The organism is Streptomyces sp. MP131-18 (assembly GCF_001984575.1).
Classification (GTDB): domain Bacteria; phylum Actinomycetota; class Actinomycetes; order Streptomycetales; family Streptomycetaceae; genus Streptomyces; species Streptomyces johnsoniae.
The window spans coordinates 5,617,682-5,639,729 of the sequence record NZ_LZNS01000001.1 but is presented as its reverse complement, the minus strand read 5'-3'; the positions used below and the strand labels follow the sequence as shown (position 1 = coordinate 5,639,729).

The window sequence follows — 22,048 nt, the reverse complement described above, 5'->3', positions numbered from 1 at the left end:
AACGTCGCCCGGCACGTGCCGGGTGGTCAGCCCGCGGTGCGGGCCCGCAAGATCTCGACCAGGGCGAGCGCCCTCCAGACAGGGTCCGTGATGGTCTGGGCAAGGGGCTCGGCACGCTCGGTGTCGGCGGGGGCGAGCGCCTTCACCAGCCTGTACAGGGCGTGCGCTCTGCGCGTGTCGTCGGTGAAGCGTTCCGCGGTTCGTCTGGCTCTGTCCGCGTGCGCCGGTCGGCGGGTGACGATCTCGACTTGGAGGTCCATGATCCACGACAGGTCGCGGTACTCGTACTTCTTCTCGTCCGGCAACGTGCGGACGATGCGTTCGGCTTCGCGGGCGTACCGCGCCGCCCGGTCAGGGTCCCTCTCGGCCACGACTTTTCCGGCGGTGGCCAGTGCTTTGACGATGGCGGACCGGGGCCATTTCGCCTCTGTGCCCGGAAGTCCGAGGGCCATGCGTTCGGACTCCCGGACGAAGGCGTCCACTCGGTCGGGATGCGTGCCCGCGACCGCTTCCCCGGCCTTGGCGAGCGCCTCCGCGACAGCGCGCAGACCCCGCGTCCTCTCCGGCTCGGGAAGGCCGTGGGCGAGCGATTCGGCCTCCCGGATGAGTGCCTCGGCCCGATCCGGGCCGGCCCCGGCCAGGTGACCACCGGCCTGCGACAGCACCTCCACGGCGTCGCGCGACGCCCACTTCTTCTGCAAGCCGTCGCTCTGTGAGCTGGCGATGCCCCACGCCTCGTGGGCGAGTTCCACCGCTTGCTCGGCGTCGACCGGGGCCAGGCCCTTGCCCACTTGGACCAGCGCCCGCGCGACGGTCCCTCCGAGGGCGCGTTGCGATAGGTCGGCGAGGCGGGAAGTGATGCCCTGCGCTTGGCGGATGAGCTCGACCGCTCGCCGGGGGTCCGTGTCGGCCAGGTGCCACGCGACATCGTTCAGGGCCTTCGCGAGATCCTCCAGCCGGTCGGCCCGATCGTCCTCGTCGAGGTCGTCGACGACGCGTCGTACCCGTGCCAACAGGGCGATGACACGGTCAGGGCTGGTCCTCGCCGCCCAGCCGACACCATGGGGCAGCGCGCTCGTGAGATCGTAAAGCGCCATCTCCCTCGTCCGGTGGCTGACCTGCGGGATGGTCTGCGCGGCTTCCTCCAGCAGTTCCAACGCCTGGTGGTGGTGTTTGCGCTCGACCAGGTCCTTCGCGATTCCCACCAGCTTCTCCACTCGCTTCTGCTGGTCGGCGGTGGCCCTGGCTTCGTCGGCCCGCAGTGCGTCCCGTGACGAGCGGCGCGAGGCTTTGTCGAACGCGTCGCTGTAGCGGTCGGCGTCGCGGAGGTTCTCGGCCTGCTCCACGAGGCGCTGACGCCATTCCGGCGTGTCGTCCAGCACCCCGCAATAGGACAGCCGATCGAGAAGGTCCTCCTTGTCGCGGGAGTTGGGGAGGCTGTGGATGACCTCCTCCGCCTCCTCCACGAGCCAGGTCGCCCGGTCACGGTCGGTGGCAGCCAACGCATCGGCCAGGTTCGCCAGACCTGACGCCCTCGTGGGGAGTTCCGCCAGGCCCTTGATGGTGGACTCGGCCTCGTCCACGAGGTGTCGCGCGCGTGGCGGGTCGAGGGCGACCAGGCTGGTGGCGGCCTTGGCCATGAGGAGCGCGCGTTGGGTGGGGTCGGTGGTTTCGCGACCGGCCCGTATGACCTCGTCGGCGAAGTGCCTGGCCCGGTCGGGGTCGACCGTGGCCGTCGCGCCCGCGATCTCGGCCAGCAGCCGCATCCTGCCGAAAACGTCCGGGATCTCGCGGGCGGCGCGTTCGGCAGCGGCCAGAGCCGCGAGGTGCGCGGCGGACGTGCCAGGACCCGGATCGGAGGCGCGCTGTTCGTCGGTGGCGCGGTTGTGGAAGTGGATGTGGCGTGTGGCGTTGTTCTGTGCGAAGTGCTGTGGTTCTGGGCTGTTGCGGCTCCGCATGCGATCACGAACGCGCAGCCAGGTTCTCTCCAGGCTGATCAGCGGCCCGGCTCCGGTGATGCCCGCCTCCAACGTGGTGATCAGTTCACCCGTGAACTCGGGAAACGCCGCACCGGGGCGCACGAAAGAGCGGCTCTCGGCCGGCGCCGAGGTCAGGACGCAGTCCCCGTAGCTGTCTCCGTGGCTGTCCTCGCCCTGCCCATGCTCCCCCTCGTCCGCGCCGTTCGCGTGGGCGCGTTCGTCCAGCGCGTGGGCCAGCTCGTCACGGCTGGGAGCCGTGGTGGGGGACATTCCGCCGGCGATGCCGCTGTAGCAGCAGTCCAGCACGGTCACGCGGTGCCTGGCGCGGTGACCGCTCTGGCGCATCAGGTCGCGGAGTTGCAGGTACGGCAGGGTGCCGAGCTGCGGGTAGTCAGGATCGGCGTCCGCCAGGGCGAGGTACAGGTGCCCGCCGAGGTCGCGCAGCCCGTGCCCGGCGAAGTACACCAGCAGCGTTTCTTCCGTGGCCACCGCGGCGTCCTTGACCGCTGTCAGAATCCGTACGCCCGAGGTCTCGGCGCCCAGGACCGTCACGTGGTCCTGCGGGAGCCCCCAGACCGACAGGTCACGCAGGAGACGAGCCAGGTGGCTCGCACCGGTCGCCGCCGCCGGCATGGTGGCGAGGTCGTCGTGCGCGTAGTCGCCGATCCCGACCACCACTGCCCGGCTCTTGCGCGGATCAGGAATCGCCACCGGCGCCCTCGCCCGTGTTCTCCCCGTCCGTCGACCCCGCGCGGCCGGTGGCGCCGCCGCCGGGGGTGGCAGTCGTGGTGCCCAGGAGGCGAACGAGCCGCGCAGCATCCTCCGCGCTGCCTTCCTCGATCACGAGCCGGACGCCGTTGTGCTCGACCACCATCCGCGCACCGGGCCGCTGACGGGGCGGGAGTGAGGCGCGGAAGTTCAGGTGGGAGTAGATCAGGCTGGCGGCCGAGAAGCCCGTGCTCAGGGACAGGCCGATCCACTCCAGGAGGTCTCCGGACATCCCCCCGTCCGCGGTGGCCGACCGTTCGCGGGTCATCGTCACATGCCTGCCCACGCTCCGGTCCCTGGCAAGCCAGTCGGCGAAGCGCCCGGTCAACTCCGCGACGCCGTCGCCGCTTCCGTTCTCTCCGGCCGATCCGTCGTCTCCGACCCGTATCCGCATACCCCCACCTTGTCCCGACGAGCGACCTCACCGGAGTCTGGCCGCACTGAGTTATCGGTGTGAACCATCCGCGACCGTACTGGCCTTGAGCGCGTTCGCCAAGTGCGGAATGCCCCCGCCGCGCCGGCAAGCGACGCTGGTACTCCAGCAGGATTGTGCTGTCTCACCTGCGGGGTTCGCGGGGAGGCAGGAGGTCAGCGGGTTGTGCATGGGGCAGGGGTGCCTGACAGCTCGTCTCATTTGCAGTCGCGGTCTGCCGCGTGTCGAAGCCGACCAGACGGACGGCCGGGGCGCGGGCCGGCCACAGTCCGATGCCGCCCGCGCCGCAGCCGGCCGCCACGAGCAGCCGGCCGGGCCGCAGCCGACGCCGCGCGGCCATCAGCCCCATCGGGGCCAGTCGCACGAACGGGAAGCGGCCACCTCGTGTGGATAAGTCCTCCCCGATCGCCAGGGCGTAGAGGCGGGCGACCAGTTCGGAGTGGGAACGGGCGATGTGGAAGTCGTCGAACCGCCGCGCACTCCGGATGCCACGTGGGTGACTGTTCGAGTGGTTCCGCGAGCGGAGCGGTGCTCGATTCGACGTTCGGTGGCCAAAGCGGGAGCCGGGACTTCGTGATCGGGCAACTACAGATGCCGCCCTCGCCCGAGAACGTCCCGGATCAGCCTGGGTAACGCTCGGTCACGTGCCGCTGCGCCGTGGACGGCGCGCAAGCCGCCAGCGTTCCCTGAGGTCGCGGACGACCTGGCGCGGACGCTGGTGGCGCAGTGGCTCGCGGAGGCGGAGTCCCGCCGAGTGCGCGATCCCCGCGTGCTGCCGCTGACTTGGGCCGCCACGCGGCGCGAGGTCGGCGAGGACCCCCGAGGCCGCTGCCGGGTCGCCGGTCGGGGGCAGAGTGGTACGACTGCGACTCGACGGGCGTCTGGACGGGCGGTTCGACGAGGCCGTCGGCGGACTCGCTGCCGGGTACCGGCAGTCAGCCAGCGGACGCCTGGTGGTCCTCGGCGAACCGGGCGCGGGAAACCCGTGTTGGCGCTGCTGCTCACCCTGGGCCTGCTGGACGAGGCGCACCCCAGGCCCGGCGGCCCGGTGCCGGTGCTGCTGTCGGCGCCCTCCTGGGACCCGATCACCGAATCCCTCGATGACTGGCTGGTGCGCCGGCTCGCCGAGTCCTCCTATGCCGGCCGCGATGACACCCCTCGCACGCTGCTCCGGCACGGCCTGCTGCTGCCGATCCTCGACGGGCTCGACGAGATCCCCGAATCTGCCCGCCGCAGCGCCGTGCGCGCGCTGAACCACGCGCTCGGCCAGGAGCGCCCCATCGTCGTGACCTGCCGGGCCGCCGAGTACGAGGACGTGATCAAGGCCGGGTCGCCGGTGCTGCGCCGCGCCCCCGTTGTGGAGATCGCGCCCGTCGCCGCCGAGGACGCGATTCGGTACTTGGGAGACATTTCCTGGCCGGAGGACACCGACTGGACCCCGGTGTACGCACGGCTGCGCGCCGCGCCGGACGGACCACTGGCCGCCGCGCTGTCCACGCCGCTGATGATCTCCATGGCGCGCACCGGGTACGAACGGCTGCCGGGGCGGCCCGCCGAGCTGATCGACGAGGAGCGCTTCGGCAACCGGCACGCCGTCGAGGACTACCTGACCGAGCGGTTCATCGACGCCGCCTACGCGCCGGGCGCGTTCCCGTGGGCCCCACCCGTCGGCGAGCCTGGCGAGGAGGCAGCACGGGCCAGGCGGCGGCTGTCGTTCCTCGCCCTGTACCGCCACCGGCACGGCGAACGCGACCTCGCCTGGTGGCAGATGAGCGGACGGCTGCTGTCCGCCTGGGCGGCACCGAGCATCGGCCTGGCGTTCGGCGCGCTCTTCACCATGGTGACGGCGATCGTTCTGGAGCTCTCCGGAGCGGACGGCAGCGACCTGATCGCCGACTGCGCCATGATCGGCGGGTGTTTCGCCGTATTCACCATGCTCATCTGGTACGCCACGCCCAACCCCCGGTTCAGGCACGTCAGGTTGCAGGAGGCCCTGGTGGAGCGGCCCTCATGCGCCGCACCCCCGTCCGGCGCGTCCGCCCTACGCTCACCCCGGCGCGTGCGCGGCTCCGCGCGCCTGGCGATCGGGGCAGCCGTCATGGCGCTCGCGGTGCTGCTCCCGTCGCTGCTGGCGTACCCCGACGACGACTCGACGGCCACCATCGTCACAGAGTTCTCCAGACGGGCGGCATCTGCACCAGTGGGACGCGGCCACCGGCCGGGCGACGACGAATCCGCCGCCGCGCGCCGAGTTCGTCGACCCCGAAAGCGGCCTGCCCGCCGAGTTCCTGACGGCCGTCTCTGAGGGCGAGCGGTACACCTACCTCTTCGGCCTGCGCACCGGCGCCTTGCTGCACGACTACCCCTGGGAGCCCCGGGGCGAGACCCCGGCTCCCGCGGAGCCCCCGCTGTTCCCGCTGACCGGCGACGATCCGCTGGTACTCGCCACGGACTGCGCCATGGATCGGTTGTACGTCGTCGACGCGGGCGACGGCGAACGCGTCCCCACCTCGCCCGCCCTCGACGCGAAGCTGTGCGCCGAGCAGGACGTCGTGTCCATCGTGCTCAGCCCGGACCGCGCGCTGATCGCCCTTCTGGGCATCGAACTGCACACCGGGTTGGCAGACTGCGGTCTACGCCCGCTGGATGTCCAGTCGGCGGCGGAGATCATCGACATCGACGACACCTGCCGGGGCACAAAGCCCGCCTACGTGGGTAGCCTGGCCTTCAGCCCCGACAGCCGCGTCATCGCGACCGGTCATGACGACGGCACCGTGCGGTTCCGGGACGCCGAGAGCGGCGATCCCGTGGGCGAGCCGCTGACGGGCCACGCCCCGGAAGAGGGCATCGACCTCATGGCGTTCAACGAGGACGGCACCCGCCTGGCCACCCACAGCACGTCGGACAACTCGATCCGGGTGTGGGACGTACCCTCGTAGCGGACGAACTCGACAGGGCGGCCGAGCAATCCGACTCGGCTGTTGATGTCCTCGCGCCGAATTTCATGGGCGAGACGGGCCGACCGGCTGTTGTCCGCGAGGGAACCGGCCACCGACAGGCAGTACCCGACACGGATGGGAGCCGGCGCGGCAGTCACGTCAGACGCCGTCTCCGGCACGTCCCCCGGCGAGGAGCTGCGTCTCCCAGGCGAACGCCACACCGGTGGCACCGGTGTGCTGCAACATGACCTCGGTAACGCCCTGAATGGTCTTTTCGCGGGCCCAGTCGCGCTGCCACTCGCTCATCACGGCCACCCAGGTGATCGGAACCACGCCCGCCCGGACCATGCGCCGCACGGCCATGTCGTGCGCCTCCTTCGAGCCACTGCCCGAGGCGTCGGTGACGGCGAAGACCTCGAAGCCCTCGCCCGCCGCCTGTATGGCCGGCATCGCCACACAGACCTCCGTCCAGAGACCGGCGATGATCAGCTTCTTGCGTCCGGTCGCCTTGACGGCATCCACGACGCGCTCGTCCTCCCAGGTGTTGATGAGGGTCCTGTTGATCGGCTTCTGCTCCGGGAACACGTCCTGCACACCCTGGATGAGAAGGCCGCCGCGTTCCTCCAGAACGGTCGTGAGAATCGTCGGGACGTCGAACACCTTGGCGGCCTTGGCGAGTCCGGTGACGTTGTTGACAACCATCGTCGGTTCGTGGCTGTTCAGGTTGGCGAACTGGAACGGCTGGTGGTCGATCAGTACGAGAACGCTCTCCTCGGGCGTCAGCAGCGCGTTGAGTCCGGCCTTGTTCTCGGTGCTCATGGGATTCCCCTTCTGAGGCTTCGCGTCCGGGGGCGTCAGGCGGTACGCCGAAGGCTCAATGCCCGCAGCGAGCCCACATGCGGGCTGACCACCTGGCGCCCCCGCACCGTTTGGTTGATGCATCATCCAGATTAGGCGCAGGTCGTTGACCCGTCAACTAGCTGCCAGGGGGGCGACTTCTCGGGCACCTGCCGGGCGGACGGAGGATGCGCTTCACGGACCTAGAGCCACATGGTGAAGGTGAAGGTGATCGGATCGTCCGGGACACCGGACACGCGAAACCTTTGGTGCCGGAGCCTGATCTTGGCAGGACCGACTTCTGCCAGGGGCTCCGGACTTTTCGTGTCGCACGGGCAGTTGTACGTCCAGGCGACCGGTCCAGAGCGCCAACCACAGCAGGCGACCACTACCTCGCCAGGAAAGGCTCAGTGGCCGAGGTTGACCTGTGCCCTGCGGTGGTCGCCCTTCTCGATCAGGTCGACGAACCCGAGGGCGTACTGCGCGGCGGATACAGCGCCGCCGTCCTCGGGCTGAACCGCGACGTCGTCGCCGAGCCGATAACGGCCGAGTCGTTCGAGGAAACTCCTGGAGTTCAGCAGCCAGAACGTCGGCTCCCGGAACGATGACTGGATCGTGTCGTACCTGTAGGTGTTGTTGTCCCAGGACGGCTGCTGGATGACGACCGTCGTGCCGGAGATGCTCTCAACGGGCGCAAAGCGGTTGGTGAACGACAGCATCGTCCGGGTTGTCGAGGGTGAAGCCATCCTCGTTGAGCGTGATGTCCGACGGGTTCAGGCTCATCCGCGCGCGCTGGGCCAGGACACCGTCGACGTAGAGCTGACGGGTGTCGAAACCGGTGCCGACGTCCGCCCTGTAGACGCCCGTCGCGAGGTCGTCCAGTTCCCAGCCGGTGACCGGGTCGGCACCGGTCACCACGGGCGCCGCTCCGCGCGCGGCGTTCCAGGTCACCGTGTGCCCGTCGCGGCCGGAGTCGGCGGCGCCGAACCGCAGCGGCACCGGCTCGCGCGCCGCACCCTGGCGATGGCCTGCAAGCTCGTCGAATCCGCCCAGCAGCGGTACCGGACCGTGAACGCACCCCACCTCGCCGCCTCGCCCCCGCCGGAGCCCGTTCCGAACGAGCCGTCCTCGTCGAACGCGAACCGACGGCCACGGCCCGACATGCGGTGCTACAACAGAGACACCGTGAGGGAGGCAGCAATGGACCAAGGCACCCGCGGCGAACTCATCAGTCGGCTGGCCCAGGCGATCAGGTCCGTCACGACCACGCACCCGCTGCGGGTCGCCATCGACGGGCCGCCCGCCGCCGGCAAGACCACGCTGGCCGACGAGCTCGCCGTCGTCCTGCGCGCTCAGGACCGCGACGTCATCCGCGCGACCATCGACGACTTCCTCTTCCCCCGTGCACAGCGCTACCGACGCGGCCAGTACTCGGCCGAAGGCTGCTACTTCGACGCCCACAACCACGCCGCGCTGTGCCGGGTCCTGCTCGATCCGCTGGGCCCAGGCGGAGACCGAAGGTTCCAGCACGCGGTCTACGACAAAGACACCGACACCCCATCCTCACCGCCGGCCACGACCGCCCCCGCGGATGCCCTACTGCTCTTCGACGGCGTCTTCCTCCTGCGCCCAGAACTCATCGACCGCTGGGACCTGCGCATTTTCGTGTCCGTCCCATTCGAGCAGACGGTAGACCGCGCCAGGGAACGAGGCACAGCGCCGACCGGACTCACCCCCGATGCCGCCGAAATCGAACGGTCCTGGCGCAACCGCTACATCCCCTCCCAACAGCTCTACTTCGCCACGGTCCGCCCGGCCGACCACGCCGACATCATCGTGCACAACGATCAACTCCAGCGGCCGACCTGGGAAATCCGGCCACACTCATCGATACGCAGGAGGTGACATTCAGGGCTCCTGACAAAAAGGGTGGACTTGACCTGGTAAGCGGTCGGTGTCGTGCATGAGGCCGCTGGGGAGCCGGACGCGGTCAGCCGTGCAATCGCGCGCGATAAACCCGGCGACGTGGGCGATCACCCCCGGGATACTGGTCGCCCATGGATGAAGTCAAAGTCGTCGTCGCTCATTCCGAACGCGCGACTCTGCGCGTCGGCGACGTATTCCTGAAGGTGGACGCCGATCAGGCGCACATCGACGTCGAGGTCGAGGCGATGGTCCTGGCGCCGGTCCCGACCCCGGAGGTCCTGTGGCGCAAGCCGCCTGTGCTTGCGATCGCCGCACTCCCTGGGACGGCGCTGGGGCGCCTCGGTGAGCCGTCGACCGCGTCCCCGGCGGCGTGGGCTGCGGCGGGTGCCGCCATCCGGGAGTTGCACGAGGCGCCGTTGCCACCCTGGCCCGGCCGGCGCCGACGGAACCCCGAGGAGTTGGCGGCGGAACTCGACGGCGAGTGCGAGTTGCTCGTGACGAACGGCATCCTGCCCGCCGACCTCGTCACCCGCAACCGCCAGGTCGCCGAGGCCGCGATCCGGCCGTGGACTCCGGTGTTCGCGCACGGCGACCTGCAAATCGAGCATGTCTTCGTCGATGGCGACGAGGTCACCGGCATCATCGACTGGTCCGAAGCGGGCCGGGGTGATGCCCTGTTCGACCTCGCCACCTTCACGCTCGGACACCAGGAACACCTGGGCGACGTCATCGCCGGTTATGGCGCCGACGTCGACCTCGACGTGATCCACGCGTGGTGGTCGTTGCGAAGCCTGCTGGGGGTTCGCTGGCTGGTCGAGCATGGCTTCGACGCGTTCGCACCGGGCTGTGAGGTCGACGTGCTGAGATCCCGGATGTGAGGCTGCGCGAGCCCGACTGCTTCGAGTGCCTTCTGACGCGAAATATCCTCAGGCGATAGCGGCTGTCGAGCAGCAGTTCACCGAGAGTGTCGCGACGGTGTGGTGAGGGCCGGGCGAGCAGGTTCGTGGATGGGCCCTGGGCACTGGCCCGGATCGGCTGGGTGGCCGTTGAGGTGAACGGTGTCGTCCTGTGCGAGACCTGCCGGATGTCACTTGTCCACACGTCGCTCGTCGTAGTGACAGCGGGCGGTTTCGACCGCGTCGAGGTGATCGACGGCCCATTCCAGCATGGCGTGCACGGGGGACCGAAGGGTCCGGCCCAGTGGGGTGATGCGGTATTCGATCGCCACCGGTTCCGTGGACACGACCGCTCGCTCGACCATGCCGTTGCGCTCCAGTCGCCGCAGGCATGCGGTCAGTGACTTCGGGGTGACAGTGGGCATGTGTTGCCGGAGTTCGTTGAAGCGCCGGGGGCGGTCGCACAATGCGGCCAGTACCAGCAAGGACCACTTGTCGAAGAGTTGGTCGAGTAGATTCCGGCCGTCGCCGTTGAGCTCCACTTCGGGCACGTCGGTCTCCCTCGCGATACCTGATTTCGTTGAAGTGTATCCGTACTACTAGGTATACCTCAGATACCTAGTAGTCGGACGCGAAGACGGGAATCATGACTGACGCATACCCGACCCTCAAGGTCTCTCTCAGCAGCGGCGTGGCACACGTCGTGATCGACAACCCTCCCATCAACCTGCTCGACGCCGCCCTGATGACAGACCTGGACCGATTCGCGGACGCCATGTCCGGCGACCTCGACATCCGGGTGATCGTTTTTGACAGCGCGGATCCGGACTTCTTCGTCGCGCACGGCGACATGACGACCGCCGACGACCCCGCGGGATTCGTTGCCCTCCCCGTCGCGCCCGAACAAGACCAGTCCCTCAACCCGATGATGCGGCTCCACGAACGCATCCGGTCGCTGCCGCAGATCACCATCGCGAAGCTGCGTGGACTGGCACGCGGCGGCGGTGCGGAACTGCTGTCCGCGATGGACATGCGGTTCGCATCGCTCGAACGCGCCGGAATGGCCCAGATGGAGTGCCGGCTGGGAATCATCCCGGGCGCGGGAGGCACTGCATACCTGCCCGGTCTCGTGGGTCGTGCACGCGCCCTGGAGATCATCCTCGGCGGGCAGCTGATCGATGCCGCGACCGCGGAACGAATCGGATGGGTGAACCGGGCCGTGCCGGACACCGAGCTCGACCACGTCGTCGGCACCCTCGCCGCCCACATCGCCGCTCTGCCGCCCGGCGTCGCCCGCGCCGCGACCGAAGCGGTCGACACCGCGGTCGAGTCGACCTCTCACGGCCTGCGGAAGGCCAACGAGCATCTCAGCGGACTCTTCAGTGAGCCCGCTGCAGCCCGTCTTGCCAAGGCTGCACTGGCCGCCGGCGCACACACCCGCGACGGAGAGCGCCACCTTGAGGCTCTTGTCGACGACATCACCTGAAAATTCCTACCGGGATGCCTTCAGGCGCCGCCAGCAGATGAGTGCGCATCCCAGGGGCGAGCAAGGCTTCGTGGATGTCGTCACGTATCTCCCAACGGATCCGCCGGCGACGGAGCCAGTGCAGGTGGGCGAACGCGCGCTCCACGACCCAGCGTTGGGTGCCAAGACCGGAGCCGTGCTCGGTGCCACGGCGGGCGATCAGCGGCTTCACACCGAGATCCCGGACCAGGCGGCGGTACTTGCCGTGGTCGTATCCGCGGTCGGCCAGCACTGCGTCGGGGCGGCGCCGGGGCCGGCCGCGCTTGCCACGTACTGGCGGCACGGCCTGGAGGAGTGGGACGAGTTGCGTGACGTCGTTGCGGTTGCCGCCGGTCAAGGTGGCCGCGAGCGGGATGCCCGTGGCGTCCGTAATCAGGTGGTGCTTGCTGCCCGTCCTGCCCCGGTCAACGGGGCTTCGTCCGGTCTTGGAGCCCCTTTAACGCCCGGATGTGGGAGCCGTCGACCGCAGCACGGGAGAAGTCCAGGGCGTTCGCGCCGCGGAGCTTGGCAAGGAGGACTTCGTGGAGCCGGGGCCGCACGCCGGCCTCGGTCCACTCGGCCAGGCGGCGCCAGCAGGTCATGCCCGAGCCGAAGCCGAGTTCCTGCGGCAGGTGTTCCCAGGCGATCCCGGTGTGCAGCACAAACAGGATGCCCTGGAACACCAGCCGGTCCGGATGCCGCCTGCGTCCCGGATGACGGGCCCGACGCTCGACCCGGGGCAACAGCGGCTCGACCACCACCCACAACTCGTCCTCAACTCCCACGCCTTCGGGGGCCGGTGGGAGATCGCACGGGACGTGCTGCCGCCGTCGCGGGTGCGTCCGCAGGGCGGCGGGACGCGGAACACGCCTGATGAGGCGGTGTTCGCGGCCATCGTCTATGTCCTGGTCAGCGGGTGTGCCTGGCGGCACCTGCCGCCGTGCTTCGGGATATCGGAGTCGACCGCCCATCGCAGATCCTGATCTGGTCCCGGGCCGGTGTGTGGAGCCGGCTGCACCGGGTTGTGCTCGACGAACTCGCCGCCCGCGGCTTCGTGGACCTGTCCCGCGTCATCCTCGACACGGCCCACGTCAGGGCGAGAGAAGGGGGGCGAACACATAGGTCCGAGCCCGGTGGACCGGGGTAAACCCGGTTCCAGGATGCGCAATCCTGTCCGATGCGGGCGGGCTGCCTGTCGTGGTCGCCGGCTCAGGTGGCAACGTCCACGACAGCCGGGGGCCTGAAGCCCCTGCTCGCCGGTCCCCGATCGAGACACGACCCCGGCCGCGGCCGGCACCACCGCCCCGGGAAGGTCCATGCCGACAAGGCATACGACCAGCCGGACCTGCGCAGACGGATGAGAGGCAAGCGCATCGCGTGCCGGATCGCCCGCAAGGGAGCCGAGTCCGGCCAGCGGCTGGGCCGTCACCGGTGGGTGATCGAGCGGCCCCTGTCCTGGCTGTCCGGCTACCGCCGTCTCTCACCCCGCTGCGAACACGATCCCCGCGACTACCTGGCCTTTCTCGGCCTCGCCGCCGCCCTCACCTGCTACAAACGCCTCCACCGACTCACCACAGAGGACGCGGTCCAAGTCGCCCTGTGTGAAGCTGTGCGGATTAGTTGCATTGCGGTAACGGTGTGACGGTAGTTTTTCCTCGGCATTGACCGCGCTTCCGCAAGGTCCAAGAATCCCGGCGCCGGGCGACCTCGCCCAAGCCCCCGGGGAGGGGTGCCCCACGGAAGGAAGCGTTCATGCGTCTGGACGTTCAATGGCGGCGCGTCCGCACAGCCACGGTGGGATTCGCGGTGTGCGGCCTGCTGGCAACCGGTTGCGGTGGCTCGGGTGACAGCGATGGCGACGGAGGCGGAGGCGGCTCCGACACCCTGGTCATATTCAGCGGTGCCGGTGACCTCCAAGCGAACTTCAACCCGTACTCGCCGACGAAGCTCGAAGGTGCGGGCACCATCTACGAATCGCTGTTCTTCCTGAATACCGCACGTCAGGAGGACCCGGCCCCGCTGCTGGGCACCGAGTACACCTGGAACGAGGACGGGACCGAGCTGTCGATCACCCTGCGCGAAGGGGTGACCTGGACGGACGGTGAGGACTTCACGGCGGACGACGTGAAGTTCACTTTCGACATGCTGCGGGAGAATCCGGCCATCAACAGCATCGGCTTCGACGGTGAGACCACGATCGTCGACCCGACCCACGTCACGGTCGCCTTCGAGGAGCCGGCCTTCATGGATGCCGCCAACCTGCTGGGCAAGATCTGGATCGTGCCCGAGCACATCTGGTCCGGCATTGAGGACCCTTCGACCGACACCATGACCGAGCCGGTCGGCACGGGCCCGTACACCCTTGGCGAGTTCAAGGCCCAGGCATTCACCATGACCGCGAACCCGGACTACTGGGACGGCGAACCCGCGGTGCGGACGATCCGTTCGTTGGCCCTCTCCGGGAACCAGGCGGGCGCCGACTCGCTGTCCGCCGGCCAAGTCGACTGGCTGAGCAGCCCGGTACCCAACCTCAACAACGTCGAGCAGGCGTACCCGGGCTACTCGGCCACCATCGCGAACACATACCAGATCGTGCTCGGTGCCTGCTCCAGCGTGGAACTCGGGTGCGAGGGTCCCCAGACCGATCCGGCCGTGCGGCAGGCGATCTACTACGCGATGAACCGCGACCAGCTGAACCAGCTCGCCTACCAGGGTGTCGCCGCCCCGATATCGCCCGGCTTCGGCCTGCCCGACCGCGACTACGTCTCCGATGGCCTGGAAAACGGAACGGCCCCGATGGAGCCGGATGTTGCGCGCGCCACGCAGATCCTGGAGGACGCCGGCTGGGAACGCGACGGTGACGGCATCTACGCCAAGGACGGCGAGCAGCTGGAGCTGGGTGTCCGGGTCGTCTCCGGCTGGACGGACTACATCACGACCGTCAACACCATATCGGAGCAGTTGCAGGAGGCCGGCATTGCCCTGACGCCCCAGCAGTCCTCCTGGAACGAGTGGTCCGACGCCCGTGGCCGCGGCGACTACCAGCTGATCATCGACTCGCTCACACCCGGCCCTACGGCCGACCCCTACTGGCAGTACGCCAACTTCTTTTCCGGGACGAACGCCGTCCCGGTCGGCGAGACGGCGAACATCAACTGGGGCCGGTACAGCAACCCGGATGTGGACGCGGCGATCGATGAGCTCCGCCTCATCAACCCGGACGACGCGGCGGCGCGGGAGCCTCACTTCGACACCATCCAGACCGCGATCGAACAGGACATGCCCTACATCCCCGTCCTGCTGAACAGCACCGTGAGTATCTGGAACACGGAAAGTTTCACCGGCTGGCCGACCGAAGACGACCTGTACGCGTTCCCGGCTCTCTGGCAGAGCCCGGACAGCGCCCAGGTGTTCAAGAACATCCGCCCGACCGGCGGGGAGTGACTTCTCGATAGAAAGATTTCCATGTGCGGGTGGCGGTGGCCCTCGCGGCGACCGCCGCCCGCGCTCACGCGGTGACGTGCCGGATCGTCAAGCGGCGCTTGACCGTGATGCGCCACGTCGAGGAGGTCGCCGGGAACGTCCCGATGTCCTGCCGCGGCTTCGGGATCAGTCGGCAGGCGTACTACACCTGGTGCCCCGGCTACCAGGCCGAGGATGTCGAAGGCCCGCGCAGTCGGTCAAAGGCACCCAGGACCTCCCCGAACGCGGCCCACGTCGAGGACGTGGGAGAGATCATCCGCCTGCGGCAGCACTACCGCTTCGGCCCCGAGAAGCTCTCCATGTGCCTCAGGCGGTACCACGACGTCACCATCAGCAAGTCCGGCGTCTGGCGCATCGTCCACCGCCTGGACATGGGCCGCCAGCCGACCTCGCAGCGCTGAGGAGGTACGGGGCACGCCGCCGGGCCCCTGCCTCCCCCTCCTGTGGCCCGACTGCGGCCGCCTGGCAACGGTGGTGGACGCCTGCTCAGTCCTACTCGACGACCTGGAAGCCGTGGTCGCGCATGTCGTCGACGGCGGCTCGCTGCATCTCGCTCAGCGCGGCTCCGAAGTCCGAGCGTTCCCTGGCCGCCTGGCTGAAGGCGTCATTGAAGGCGCTGTAGGCGACATTGACATTCGGGCCCCAAGCAGCGGTCTGCATGCCCTCGGCAACAGTGGTGACCTGCTCGTAGAAGTCAGGCTGGTTGCTCAGGAACGCCGGTGGTTCGGCGAAAACGCCGCCGGTCCGGGCGGCGGTCGCGGCCGGGTGGATCCCGCTCTCCGCCAGCACTTCCAGCGCCTCGGGAGCGGTGTTCAGCCAGGTGTCGAACTCGGCGGCCTCCTCTGGGTGCTCGGAGTCGTTTGTGACCGCCGTGGTCGAGCCGCCCCAGCTGCCCGTGACGTTCGTGCCCCACTCCCACTGCGGCAGCGGCGCCGCGGCCCGCTTGCCGGCGGTGTCGGCGGTGCCGGCGGTGCCGGCGGCGGAGGAGGCCAGTACGTTCGGGGCCCACACCGCGCTCACCCAGGCGATCTGCTCGCCTGTGTCGAGGGCTCGGTTCCAGGCGGGGGTATACATCGGCTTGTTGTCGATCACGCCCTCGGCGACCAGCCCGCCCCAGAAGTCGACGACCCGCCTCGTCGCCTCGTCGTCGACGGCCACGCGCCACATCTCGCCCTCGGCGGTCCACCACTGGGCCCCGGCCCGCTGGGCGAGCCCGGCGAAGAGCCCGGCGTCGTTGGCTGAGAAGGTCGTCAGATATGTGTCGGCGGCGACGTCACGCACCTCACGGGCGGTGTCGGCGAGCTGCTCCCAGGTGGTGGGGACGGTCAGGCCCAAGTCGTCGAAGAGGTCCTCGCGGTAGAGGAGCATCATCGGGCCCGAGTCCTGCGGCATCGCGTAGACACCGTCGGTGCCGAGGGTGACCTGCTGCCAGGCGCCGGAGTTGAACTCGCCCCCGACTCCTGAGACGTACTCGGATATGTCGGCGAGCACGTCGTTGCTCACCAGGGTGGGCAACGCCTGGTACTCCGCCTGCATCAGGTCGGGGGCCTCGGCCCCCTGGGCAGCGTTGATGGTCCGGGTGACAACGTCGTCGCCGCTGGCCGGCTCCTTCACCGTGACCTGGATGTCCGGGTGGCTCTCGTTCCACACCTCGGCTGCCTGCTCGAATCCTGGCAGCGCCCAGCCCCAGTAGGTGAGCGCCGCAGGCGGTGGCGGCGACGGCGACGGCGAGCGCGGCCGTGGCGCTTACCGCGATGCTGAGGGAGTTCATGGTTGTTCCTCTCCGCCAAGGCCTGGTCTGTGAACGCTCCCAGTACGGAGATGGACCTGAGTCTTGTCAATGAGTGTGACTGTGCGCTTGTGTTGGGCTATGCAATCCGGGAAATGCTGTGAGCGTTCACAGATCTCTTGGGTGGGCCGGCCCGGAGAGATGTTCGTGGGGCTACTCGCGTGCGGCGATGATTCCACCCCCGAGCAGTGGCCGGAGGAGGTGTGGCGCGAGGACGTCGCCTTGATGCGGGAGGTCGACGTGAACCTGGTCAGCGCCGGGAACTTCTCCTGGGCATGGCTGGAGTCGCGCGAGGGTTCCTTCGACTTCGGCTGGCTGGACCGGGTGATCGAGTCGGTGCAGGCGAACGGCATCCGCATCGCCCTTGGCACCCTGACCGTGGTGCCGCCGGCCTGGTTCTCCCGTGGCCGCCCCGAGGTGCTGCCGGTCAACCGTGAGGGCGTGTGCTGGGAGTTCGGCTGGCGCGGCGCGATCTGGCACAGCTCACCCGCCTGCCGGGAGGCGGCGGTTCGTATCACGACAGCGCTCGGCGAGCGGTACGGCAGCGCCCCTGCGGTGGCAAAGTGGCTCCGCAACAACGAGTACGGGGTGCAGGTGCCGGAGTGCTGCTGCGAGACCTTCGCCGCCCACTTCCGGCGCTGGCTCGCCGAGGGCTACACCACCCGGAAGGCGGTCAACGGCCCCTGGACCCTCGTGTTTTGGGGGGAGGCGTACGGCGACTGGAAGGAGATCCAGCCACCGCGTGCCACCCCCACCGTCTGCGCCTCTTCCCAGCGCCTGGACTTCGCCCGCTTCGCCGGCGACAGCACTCTGGCCAACGGCCGCCGTGAGCGCGAGCTGCTGCGCGAGCTGTCATCCGGCACCCCTGTGACCACCAACTTCATGGTTTCGCCGACCCAGTGCGACTCCATCGGCCACTGGTGCCGGGGCCGGGAGGTGGACGCCGTCACCCATGAGCACTACGCGGTGGCCGAGGACGACCGCAACCATATCGGCCTGCCCAAGGCGGCCGACCTCGCCCGCTCCGCCGGCGGCGGTCGCCTCCGGCTGCTGCTGGAGCATGCCGTCAGCGGCGTCAACTGGCAGCCGCGCAACTTCGCCAAGACGCCGGGCGAGATGGCGCGCAACGGTCTGGCCGCCCACGTCGCGCCGGACTCGGGGGGCGCGATGTTCTTCCAGTGGCGCGCCCCCCGCTTCGGCGCGGAGGAGTTTCGCTCCGCGATGCTGCCGCATGCGGGAACCGACAGCCGTATCTGGCAGGAGGTCGTCGAACTCGGCGCCCACGTACGAGCGCTCGCACCGGTGTTGGACGCCCGCACCGCCGCCGACAGCCAGGACCTGGACGCGCACGAGTGCGCCGAGGGGTACCACGCCGGCCTCTTCGACCGCCATCTCACCGTGAACTTTTCGCCGCCCGACGCCGACGCCGATGCCGGGGCCGGGGCCGGGGCGCAGGTCCCGCTCATCCGCCAGGGCACCGAACTGCCCACCGCCGAACGCGCCGACGGCCCCTTCGCCGTGCCCGCCGGCGCGGTACGGGAGGTGCGCCTGGACGACTGACCTGACTTCCCGCGTGTCCCCCACCGTCACTCATGGAAGGACGACCATGATGCAACGACGCACCATCCTCCGTCTGGGCCCTGCGGCCCTGGCCACACCCGTCCTGTTCGGCGGGCTCACCGCCAAGCCCGCCAACGCCGCGCAAGCAGCCGGAGCGGCCCGGCCCCGGCAGGCCCTGTCCATTCGGGGGGCGGACCTCTCCTCCGTCCTCAAGGCCGAGGACCTCGGCGCGGTCTGGCGCTACGCTGACGGGACCGAAGGCGACCCGCTGACCATCCTGGGCGAGGCGGGCACCAACTGGGTTCGCCTGAAGGTCTGGGTCGACTCGGCCGACGGGTACCACGGCCGTGAGCAGATCCTCGCCATGGGCCGCCGCGTCGCCGACCAGGGCATGAGCCTGCTGGTGGACTTCCACTACTCCGACACCTGGGCCGACCCCGGCAAGCAGTACAAGCCCGCCGCCTGGGAGGGCCTGACCGGCGACGCGCTGGAGCAGGCGCTGGCCGACCACACCACCGACATCCTCGGCGGCCTCGCCGACCAGGGCACCCCGGCCGCCATGGCACAGATCGGCAATGAGATCCACAACGGGATGGTGTGGCCGGACGGCTCTACCGACAACTGGGGCGGGCTCGGCGGCCTGCTCAGGGCGGGCGCGGAGGCGGCGCGGGCCGCCTCGCCCGACACCCGGATCGCCCTGCACCTCGCGAACGGCGGCGACAACGGGCTCTACCGCGAGTGGTTCGACAACGCCGTGGACCAAGGAGTGCCGTTCGACGTCATCGCAGCCTCGTTCTACCCCTGGTGGCACGGCACGCTCGACGAGCTCCAGGCCAACCTGAACGACATCTCCGGCCGGTACGACAAAGACGTCGTCGTAGCCGAGGCGGCGTACCCCTTCCGGCTGGACAGCAAGGACGCCGCTGGCCAGATCGTCGGTGATGAGTCGCGGCTGGTCCCCGGCTACCCCGCTACGCCCGAGGGCCAGGCCGCCTGGATGCGGGACATCTGCTCGGTTGTCGCCGCCGTGCCCGACGGCCGGGGCCTGGGCGTCGTCTACTGGGAGCCCGCCTGGACCGCAGTCGAAGGCAACGGCTGGGACGAGACCGACCCGTCCTCCGGCAATGGCTGGGAGAACCAGGCTTGGTTCGACTACGACGACCGCGCCCTCCCCGGCATGATCTGGCCGACCTGAACGGGCCGGTTGCGGCGCGACTCCGCTGGTCCCGGCCGCGTTGATCGGCGCTGCCCGATCCTGCCGCGTGGACTGAACCCCGTCCAGCAGAACGCGCCGGGGTGCAGGGGCAGAGCCCCGCACCCCGGCGCGCATTTCGAAAGCTGGGACCTGGCCGACGGCCGGCTGTCTTGCACGGACGTATCAAGTACAGCTGACATGACTCGATCGAGCATGTGCAGCTGGCTCTAATCGGCCGCCCAGCGGCGCCGGGACACCTTCGACGCCTAGGTCCTGTCCTGTCGATCTTGTCGGATAAGCCCGCGGCGTCAGATGCGGTGCATCGCAAGGCGCCGGATCGCAGCTCATACCTGTCCGTATTCGCGCGATTCGGTAACGCAGCGAGGTGCCGTAGCTGGCGTCGCGGGCCCGGCAAGATCGGCCGGACAGGGCCTAGGGCCTGCCGCGAAAGTGGCGCGGTCGCCCGAAGGGCGGCAGGCGCCGCTTCGTATCAGGCGCTGGAGGGCCGCTGTCCCTGGGAGCCGTGGGCCGCGAGCGGAAGACTGCGCAGCGACAGTGCGCTCGGCGCTGGCAGCGCTCCGTGGGCCGCCTCGGCGCGGAACGACTGGAGCAAGTACGCCACCAGACGCCGGGATGCCGCACGGTCACCCGGCAGTGCGGTGACCAGACCGCAGTGGGACAGCAGGGCCACGGCAAAGTCGGAGGGGTGGAAGTCGGCCCGCAGCGCGCCCGCCGCCTGAGCCCTGCGGACCAGGGTCATGAAGTCCCGCTCGGTCTGCTCCCGTACCCGCGCGTGTTCTCGCGTGCTGTCCGGAAAGGCCGCGACGAACGCGGCCGGGAAGCCCCGTTCTGCCCGTTGTAGTTCGCAGACCGTCTCGACCAGCCGCTGGAAGCCCTGCCACGGATCGGGGTCGGCCAGCGCCTCGGTGAGCGTCCGAGCACAGATGTCCATCTGGTGCGCGAACGCGGCCCGCACCAGGGCGTCCCGCGTCGGGAAACGCCGGTACAGCGTCGCCACGCCGACCCCCGCCCGTCGGGCCACGGTCGCCATGGGCGCGTCGATGCCGTGCTCGGCGAAGACCACGCGGGCAGCCGAGAGGATGCGCCGCCGGTTGCGCCGGGCGTCCGCCCGCAGACTGTCCTGCCCCGCGATCCGAGAGGATTCCCCCACCGTTGTCTCTCACCTCCGGTCAAGTGGACGATCTCGTCCGGTTGCCAGCCTACGCTCAGCGCCACGATCCCCCGCACGGCCACTGGTGGCGAAGGTGAGAACGCAACGATGGACGACCGCACGATGAAAGCCGTACTGTTCGACCGCTTCGGCGGCCCCGAGGTGCTGTACGTGGGCCGGGTGCCACGTCCCGCACCGGCACCCGGCGAGGTCCTCGTGCGCGTGCGCGCGTTCAGCGTGAACGGCGGCGAACTGGCGGCCCGTTCCGGTCGGGTCCGCCTCCTCACCGGCCGAAGGTTCCCGCAGCGCATCGGGCTGGACTTCACTGGCGAGATCGCCGCACTCGGCACCGGCGCGACCGACGTAGCTGTCGGCGACCAGGTGTGGGGCGTCCTGGGCCGCAGCTCCGGATTCGGCAGCGCTGCCGAGTACGTGACGGTACGGCCCGAGCGGCTCGGCCGGGTCCCGGACGGACTGGACCTCGTGGCCGCCGCCGCGCTGCCGGTGGCCACCACGGCCGTCACGGCCCTCCGCGACAAGGCCGCACTGCGCCCCGGCGAACGGCTGCTCGTACGGGGCGCGGCAGGCGGCGTCGGCAACGCCGCCGTCCAGCTCGGACAGGCATACGGCGCCGAGGTCACGGCCCTGGCCCGCGCTGCCAACCTCGACTTCGTCCGTACGCTCGGTGCCCACCACGCCGTCGACCACCGGGCCGTGTCCCCTGCGGAACTGGGACTGTTCGACGTGGTCCTCGACACGGCGGGCACCGACCTGCGTACCGTACGGCGGATGCTGAAGCCCGGCGGACGCATGGTCACCATCGCCTTCGACCTGACGCGGCCCGCCGCCTCGCTGGGCTACATCGCGGCCAGCGCCGTCCACGGACGCGGCCGGGTGCGCTTCTTCAGCGGCAACCCCGAACGTGCGCTCTTCGACGACCTCGCCCGCCAGGTGACGGAGGGGAAGCTGCGGCCGGCGGTGGACACGGTCTTCCCGCTGGACGAGACAGCGGCGGCACACCGGGCGCTGGAGGCGGGCGGGGTGCGGGGCAAGTACGTGGTCAGGGTCGACTAGGGTTTGTTGGGAAGGTGCTGGTCACAGCCACTCGTTGAGGACTGCGACCAACACGGTCGCCTCGTAGCGGGACGGCGAGCTTGTCGTATCTCGTGGCCACGGCCCGGTGGCGCTTGAGGCGGTTGATCTCGCACTCGACGGATGCCGTTTATCAGCTGCCGTCGCGTCCACACCGGCGGACGGCCCGGCTTGATGCCCCGCGGCAACAACGGCTCAAGCCGGCCCACTGTCCATTCGTCAGATCACCACGCCCCCCATCCTGCTTTCGCAACAGCCCCTGGGCCACGGCTCCGCTGTTCGACGGCGTCTGTGCTCAGGCACCTGGCACGGCCTCGTGGCGACCGTAGCCGCGGCGTCGTGGTCTGCCAGGAGCTTGGCGACCTCGCCGACGGATCGGCAGGACTCGACGAGGTCGACGAGGTCGAGGACCCCGCGGCGGAACTCAGGTGATCAGCTGGTGCGCCGACAAGCCGGTGCCCCGCTCGGGATTGCGC

General features: G+C 69.6%; 18 protein-coding genes and 2 pseudogenes. 11 read left to right on the top strand and 9 right to left on the bottom strand.

Annotated elements, in window-relative coordinates; translation table 11 throughout:
* Positions 1–26: 26 nt before the first annotated feature.
* Together STBA_RS25450 and STBA_RS38005 are read right to left on the bottom strand one after the other, a co-directional pair.
* Entirely contained in the window at positions 27–2,690 is a 2,664-nt protein-coding gene (locus STBA_RS25450; RefSeq protein ID WP_171987788.1) for a caspase family protein, read from the bottom strand.
* Positions 2,677–3,141, bottom strand: a complete 465-nt coding sequence (locus STBA_RS38005; protein WP_077061447.1) for a hypothetical protein — start codon at positions 3,139–3,141, stop codon at positions 2,677–2,679. Before STBA_RS38005 ends, STBA_RS25450 begins: the two co-directional genes overlap by 14 nt.
* 1,024 nt (positions 3,142–4,165) lie before the next feature.
* Between STBA_RS38005 and STBA_RS25440 the strand changes: the two genes are divergently transcribed.
* Positions 4,166–5,485 (top strand): hypothetical protein, encoded by a 1,320-nt coding sequence (locus STBA_RS25440; protein WP_143659573.1) that lies wholly within the window; start codon positions 4,166–4,168, stop codon positions 5,483–5,485.
* 43 nt (positions 5,486–5,528) lie between these two features.
* Positions 5,529–6,119: a hypothetical protein gene (locus STBA_RS25435; protein WP_077061445.1), complete on the top strand. Its 591-nt coding sequence runs from the start codon at positions 5,529–5,531 to the stop codon at positions 6,117–6,119.
* A gap of 159 nt (positions 6,120–6,278) precedes the next feature.
* On the opposite strand, the gene STBA_RS25430 is transcribed toward STBA_RS25435, so the two are convergent.
* From STBA_RS25430 to STBA_RS25420, 3 genes are all read right to left on the bottom strand, one after another.
* Positions 6,279–6,938 carry a hydrolase gene (locus STBA_RS25430; RefSeq protein WP_077061444.1) on the bottom strand — a complete coding sequence of 220 codons (660 nt, stop codon included), beginning with the start codon at positions 6,936–6,938 and terminating at the stop codon, positions 6,279–6,281.
* A gap of 425 nt (positions 6,939–7,363) precedes the next feature.
* On the bottom strand, positions 7,364–7,675 hold the full coding sequence (locus STBA_RS38405) for a hypothetical protein (RefSeq protein WP_216355969.1): 312 nt from the start codon (positions 7,673–7,675) through the stop codon (positions 7,364–7,366).
* Complete coding sequence (locus STBA_RS25420) at positions 7,641–7,955, bottom strand: hypothetical protein (protein ID WP_143659572.1); 315 nt, start codon at positions 7,953–7,955, stop codon at positions 7,641–7,643. Before STBA_RS25420 ends, STBA_RS38405 begins: the two co-directional genes overlap by 35 nt.
* A gap of 201 nt (positions 7,956–8,156) precedes the next feature.
* Here STBA_RS25420 and STBA_RS25415 point away from each other — a divergent pair, with 201 nt between their 5' ends.
* Positions 8,157–8,861: a cytidylate kinase family protein gene (locus STBA_RS25415; protein WP_077061442.1), complete on the top strand. Its 705-nt coding sequence runs from the start codon at positions 8,157–8,159 to the stop codon at positions 8,859–8,861.
* Between the two features lie 152 nt (positions 8,862–9,013).
* Positions 9,014–9,760, top strand: a complete 747-nt coding sequence (locus tag STBA_RS25410; RefSeq protein WP_077061441.1) for a phosphotransferase — start codon at positions 9,014–9,016, stop codon at positions 9,758–9,760.
* A 209-nt stretch (positions 9,761–9,969) separates the two neighbouring features.
* Here the strand turns inward: STBA_RS25410 and STBA_RS25405 are convergent, their stop codons facing one another.
* The gene (locus STBA_RS25405) at positions 9,970–10,329 is read right to left on the bottom strand and encodes a helix-turn-helix domain-containing protein (RefSeq protein ID WP_079252159.1); all 360 of its coding nucleotides are present in this window, start codon (positions 10,327–10,329) and stop codon (positions 9,970–9,972) included.
* A 95-nt stretch (positions 10,330–10,424) separates the two neighbouring features.
* Here STBA_RS25405 and STBA_RS25400 point away from each other — a divergent pair, with 95 nt between their 5' ends.
* Positions 10,425–11,264: an enoyl-CoA hydratase/isomerase family protein gene (locus tag STBA_RS25400; protein WP_079252158.1), complete on the top strand. Its 840-nt coding sequence runs from the start codon at positions 10,425–10,427 to the stop codon at positions 11,262–11,264.
* 6 nt (positions 11,265–11,270) lie between these two features.
* Here STBA_RS25400 and STBA_RS35975 read toward each other — a convergent pair.
* Positions 11,271–12,067: pseudogene (locus STBA_RS35975) on the bottom strand (IS5 family transposase).
* 21 nt (positions 12,068–12,088) lie between these two features.
* On the opposite strand from STBA_RS35975, the pseudogene STBA_RS36765 reads away from it, so the two are divergent.
* The 3 genes and pseudogenes from STBA_RS36765 to STBA_RS25370 form a co-directional block, all read left to right on the top strand.
* A pseudogene (locus STBA_RS36765) lies at positions 12,089–12,858 on the top strand (IS5 family transposase); the annotation flags it as partial.
* A 176-nt stretch (positions 12,859–13,034) separates the two neighbouring features.
* Positions 13,035–14,726 carry an ABC transporter substrate-binding protein gene (locus STBA_RS25375; protein ID WP_077061437.1) on the top strand — a complete coding sequence of 564 codons (1,692 nt, stop codon included), beginning with the start codon at positions 13,035–13,037 and terminating at the stop codon, positions 14,724–14,726.
* Between the two features lie 23 nt (positions 14,727–14,749).
* Positions 14,750–15,166: a leucine zipper domain-containing protein gene (locus STBA_RS25370; protein ID WP_253194987.1), complete on the top strand. Its 417-nt coding sequence runs from the start codon at positions 14,750–14,752 to the stop codon at positions 15,164–15,166.
* Positions 15,167–15,257: 91 nt separating this feature from the next.
* Here the strand turns inward: STBA_RS25370 and STBA_RS25365 are convergent, their stop codons facing one another.
* The gene (locus STBA_RS25365) at positions 15,258–16,415 is read right to left on the bottom strand and encodes an extracellular solute-binding protein (protein WP_366510879.1); all 1,158 of its coding nucleotides are present in this window, start codon (positions 16,413–16,415) and stop codon (positions 15,258–15,260) included.
* Positions 16,416–16,701: 286 nt separating this feature from the next.
* Between STBA_RS25365 and STBA_RS25360 the strand changes: the two genes are divergently transcribed.
* Positions 16,702–18,114: a beta-galactosidase gene (locus STBA_RS25360; protein ID WP_253194985.1), complete on the top strand. Its 1,413-nt coding sequence runs from the start codon at positions 16,702–16,704 to the stop codon at positions 18,112–18,114.
* Positions 18,115–18,160: 46 nt separating this feature from the next.
* On the top strand, positions 18,161–19,309 hold the full coding sequence (locus STBA_RS25355; protein WP_253194984.1) for an arabinogalactan endo-1,4-beta-galactosidase: 1,149 nt from the start codon (positions 18,161–18,163) through the stop codon (positions 19,307–19,309).
* A 490-nt stretch (positions 19,310–19,799) separates the two neighbouring features.
* On the opposite strand, the gene STBA_RS25350 is transcribed toward STBA_RS25355, so the two are convergent.
* Positions 19,800–20,480: a TetR/AcrR family transcriptional regulator gene (locus STBA_RS25350; RefSeq protein WP_077061435.1), complete on the bottom strand. Its 681-nt coding sequence runs from the start codon at positions 20,478–20,480 to the stop codon at positions 19,800–19,802.
* A gap of 108 nt (positions 20,481–20,588) precedes the next feature.
* Here STBA_RS25350 and STBA_RS25345 point away from each other — a divergent pair, with 108 nt between their 5' ends.
* Positions 20,589–21,554 carry an NAD(P)-dependent alcohol dehydrogenase gene (locus STBA_RS25345; protein WP_077061434.1) on the top strand — a complete coding sequence of 322 codons (966 nt, stop codon included), beginning with the start codon at positions 20,589–20,591 and terminating at the stop codon, positions 21,552–21,554.
* Positions 21,555–22,048 lie beyond the last annotated feature (494 nt).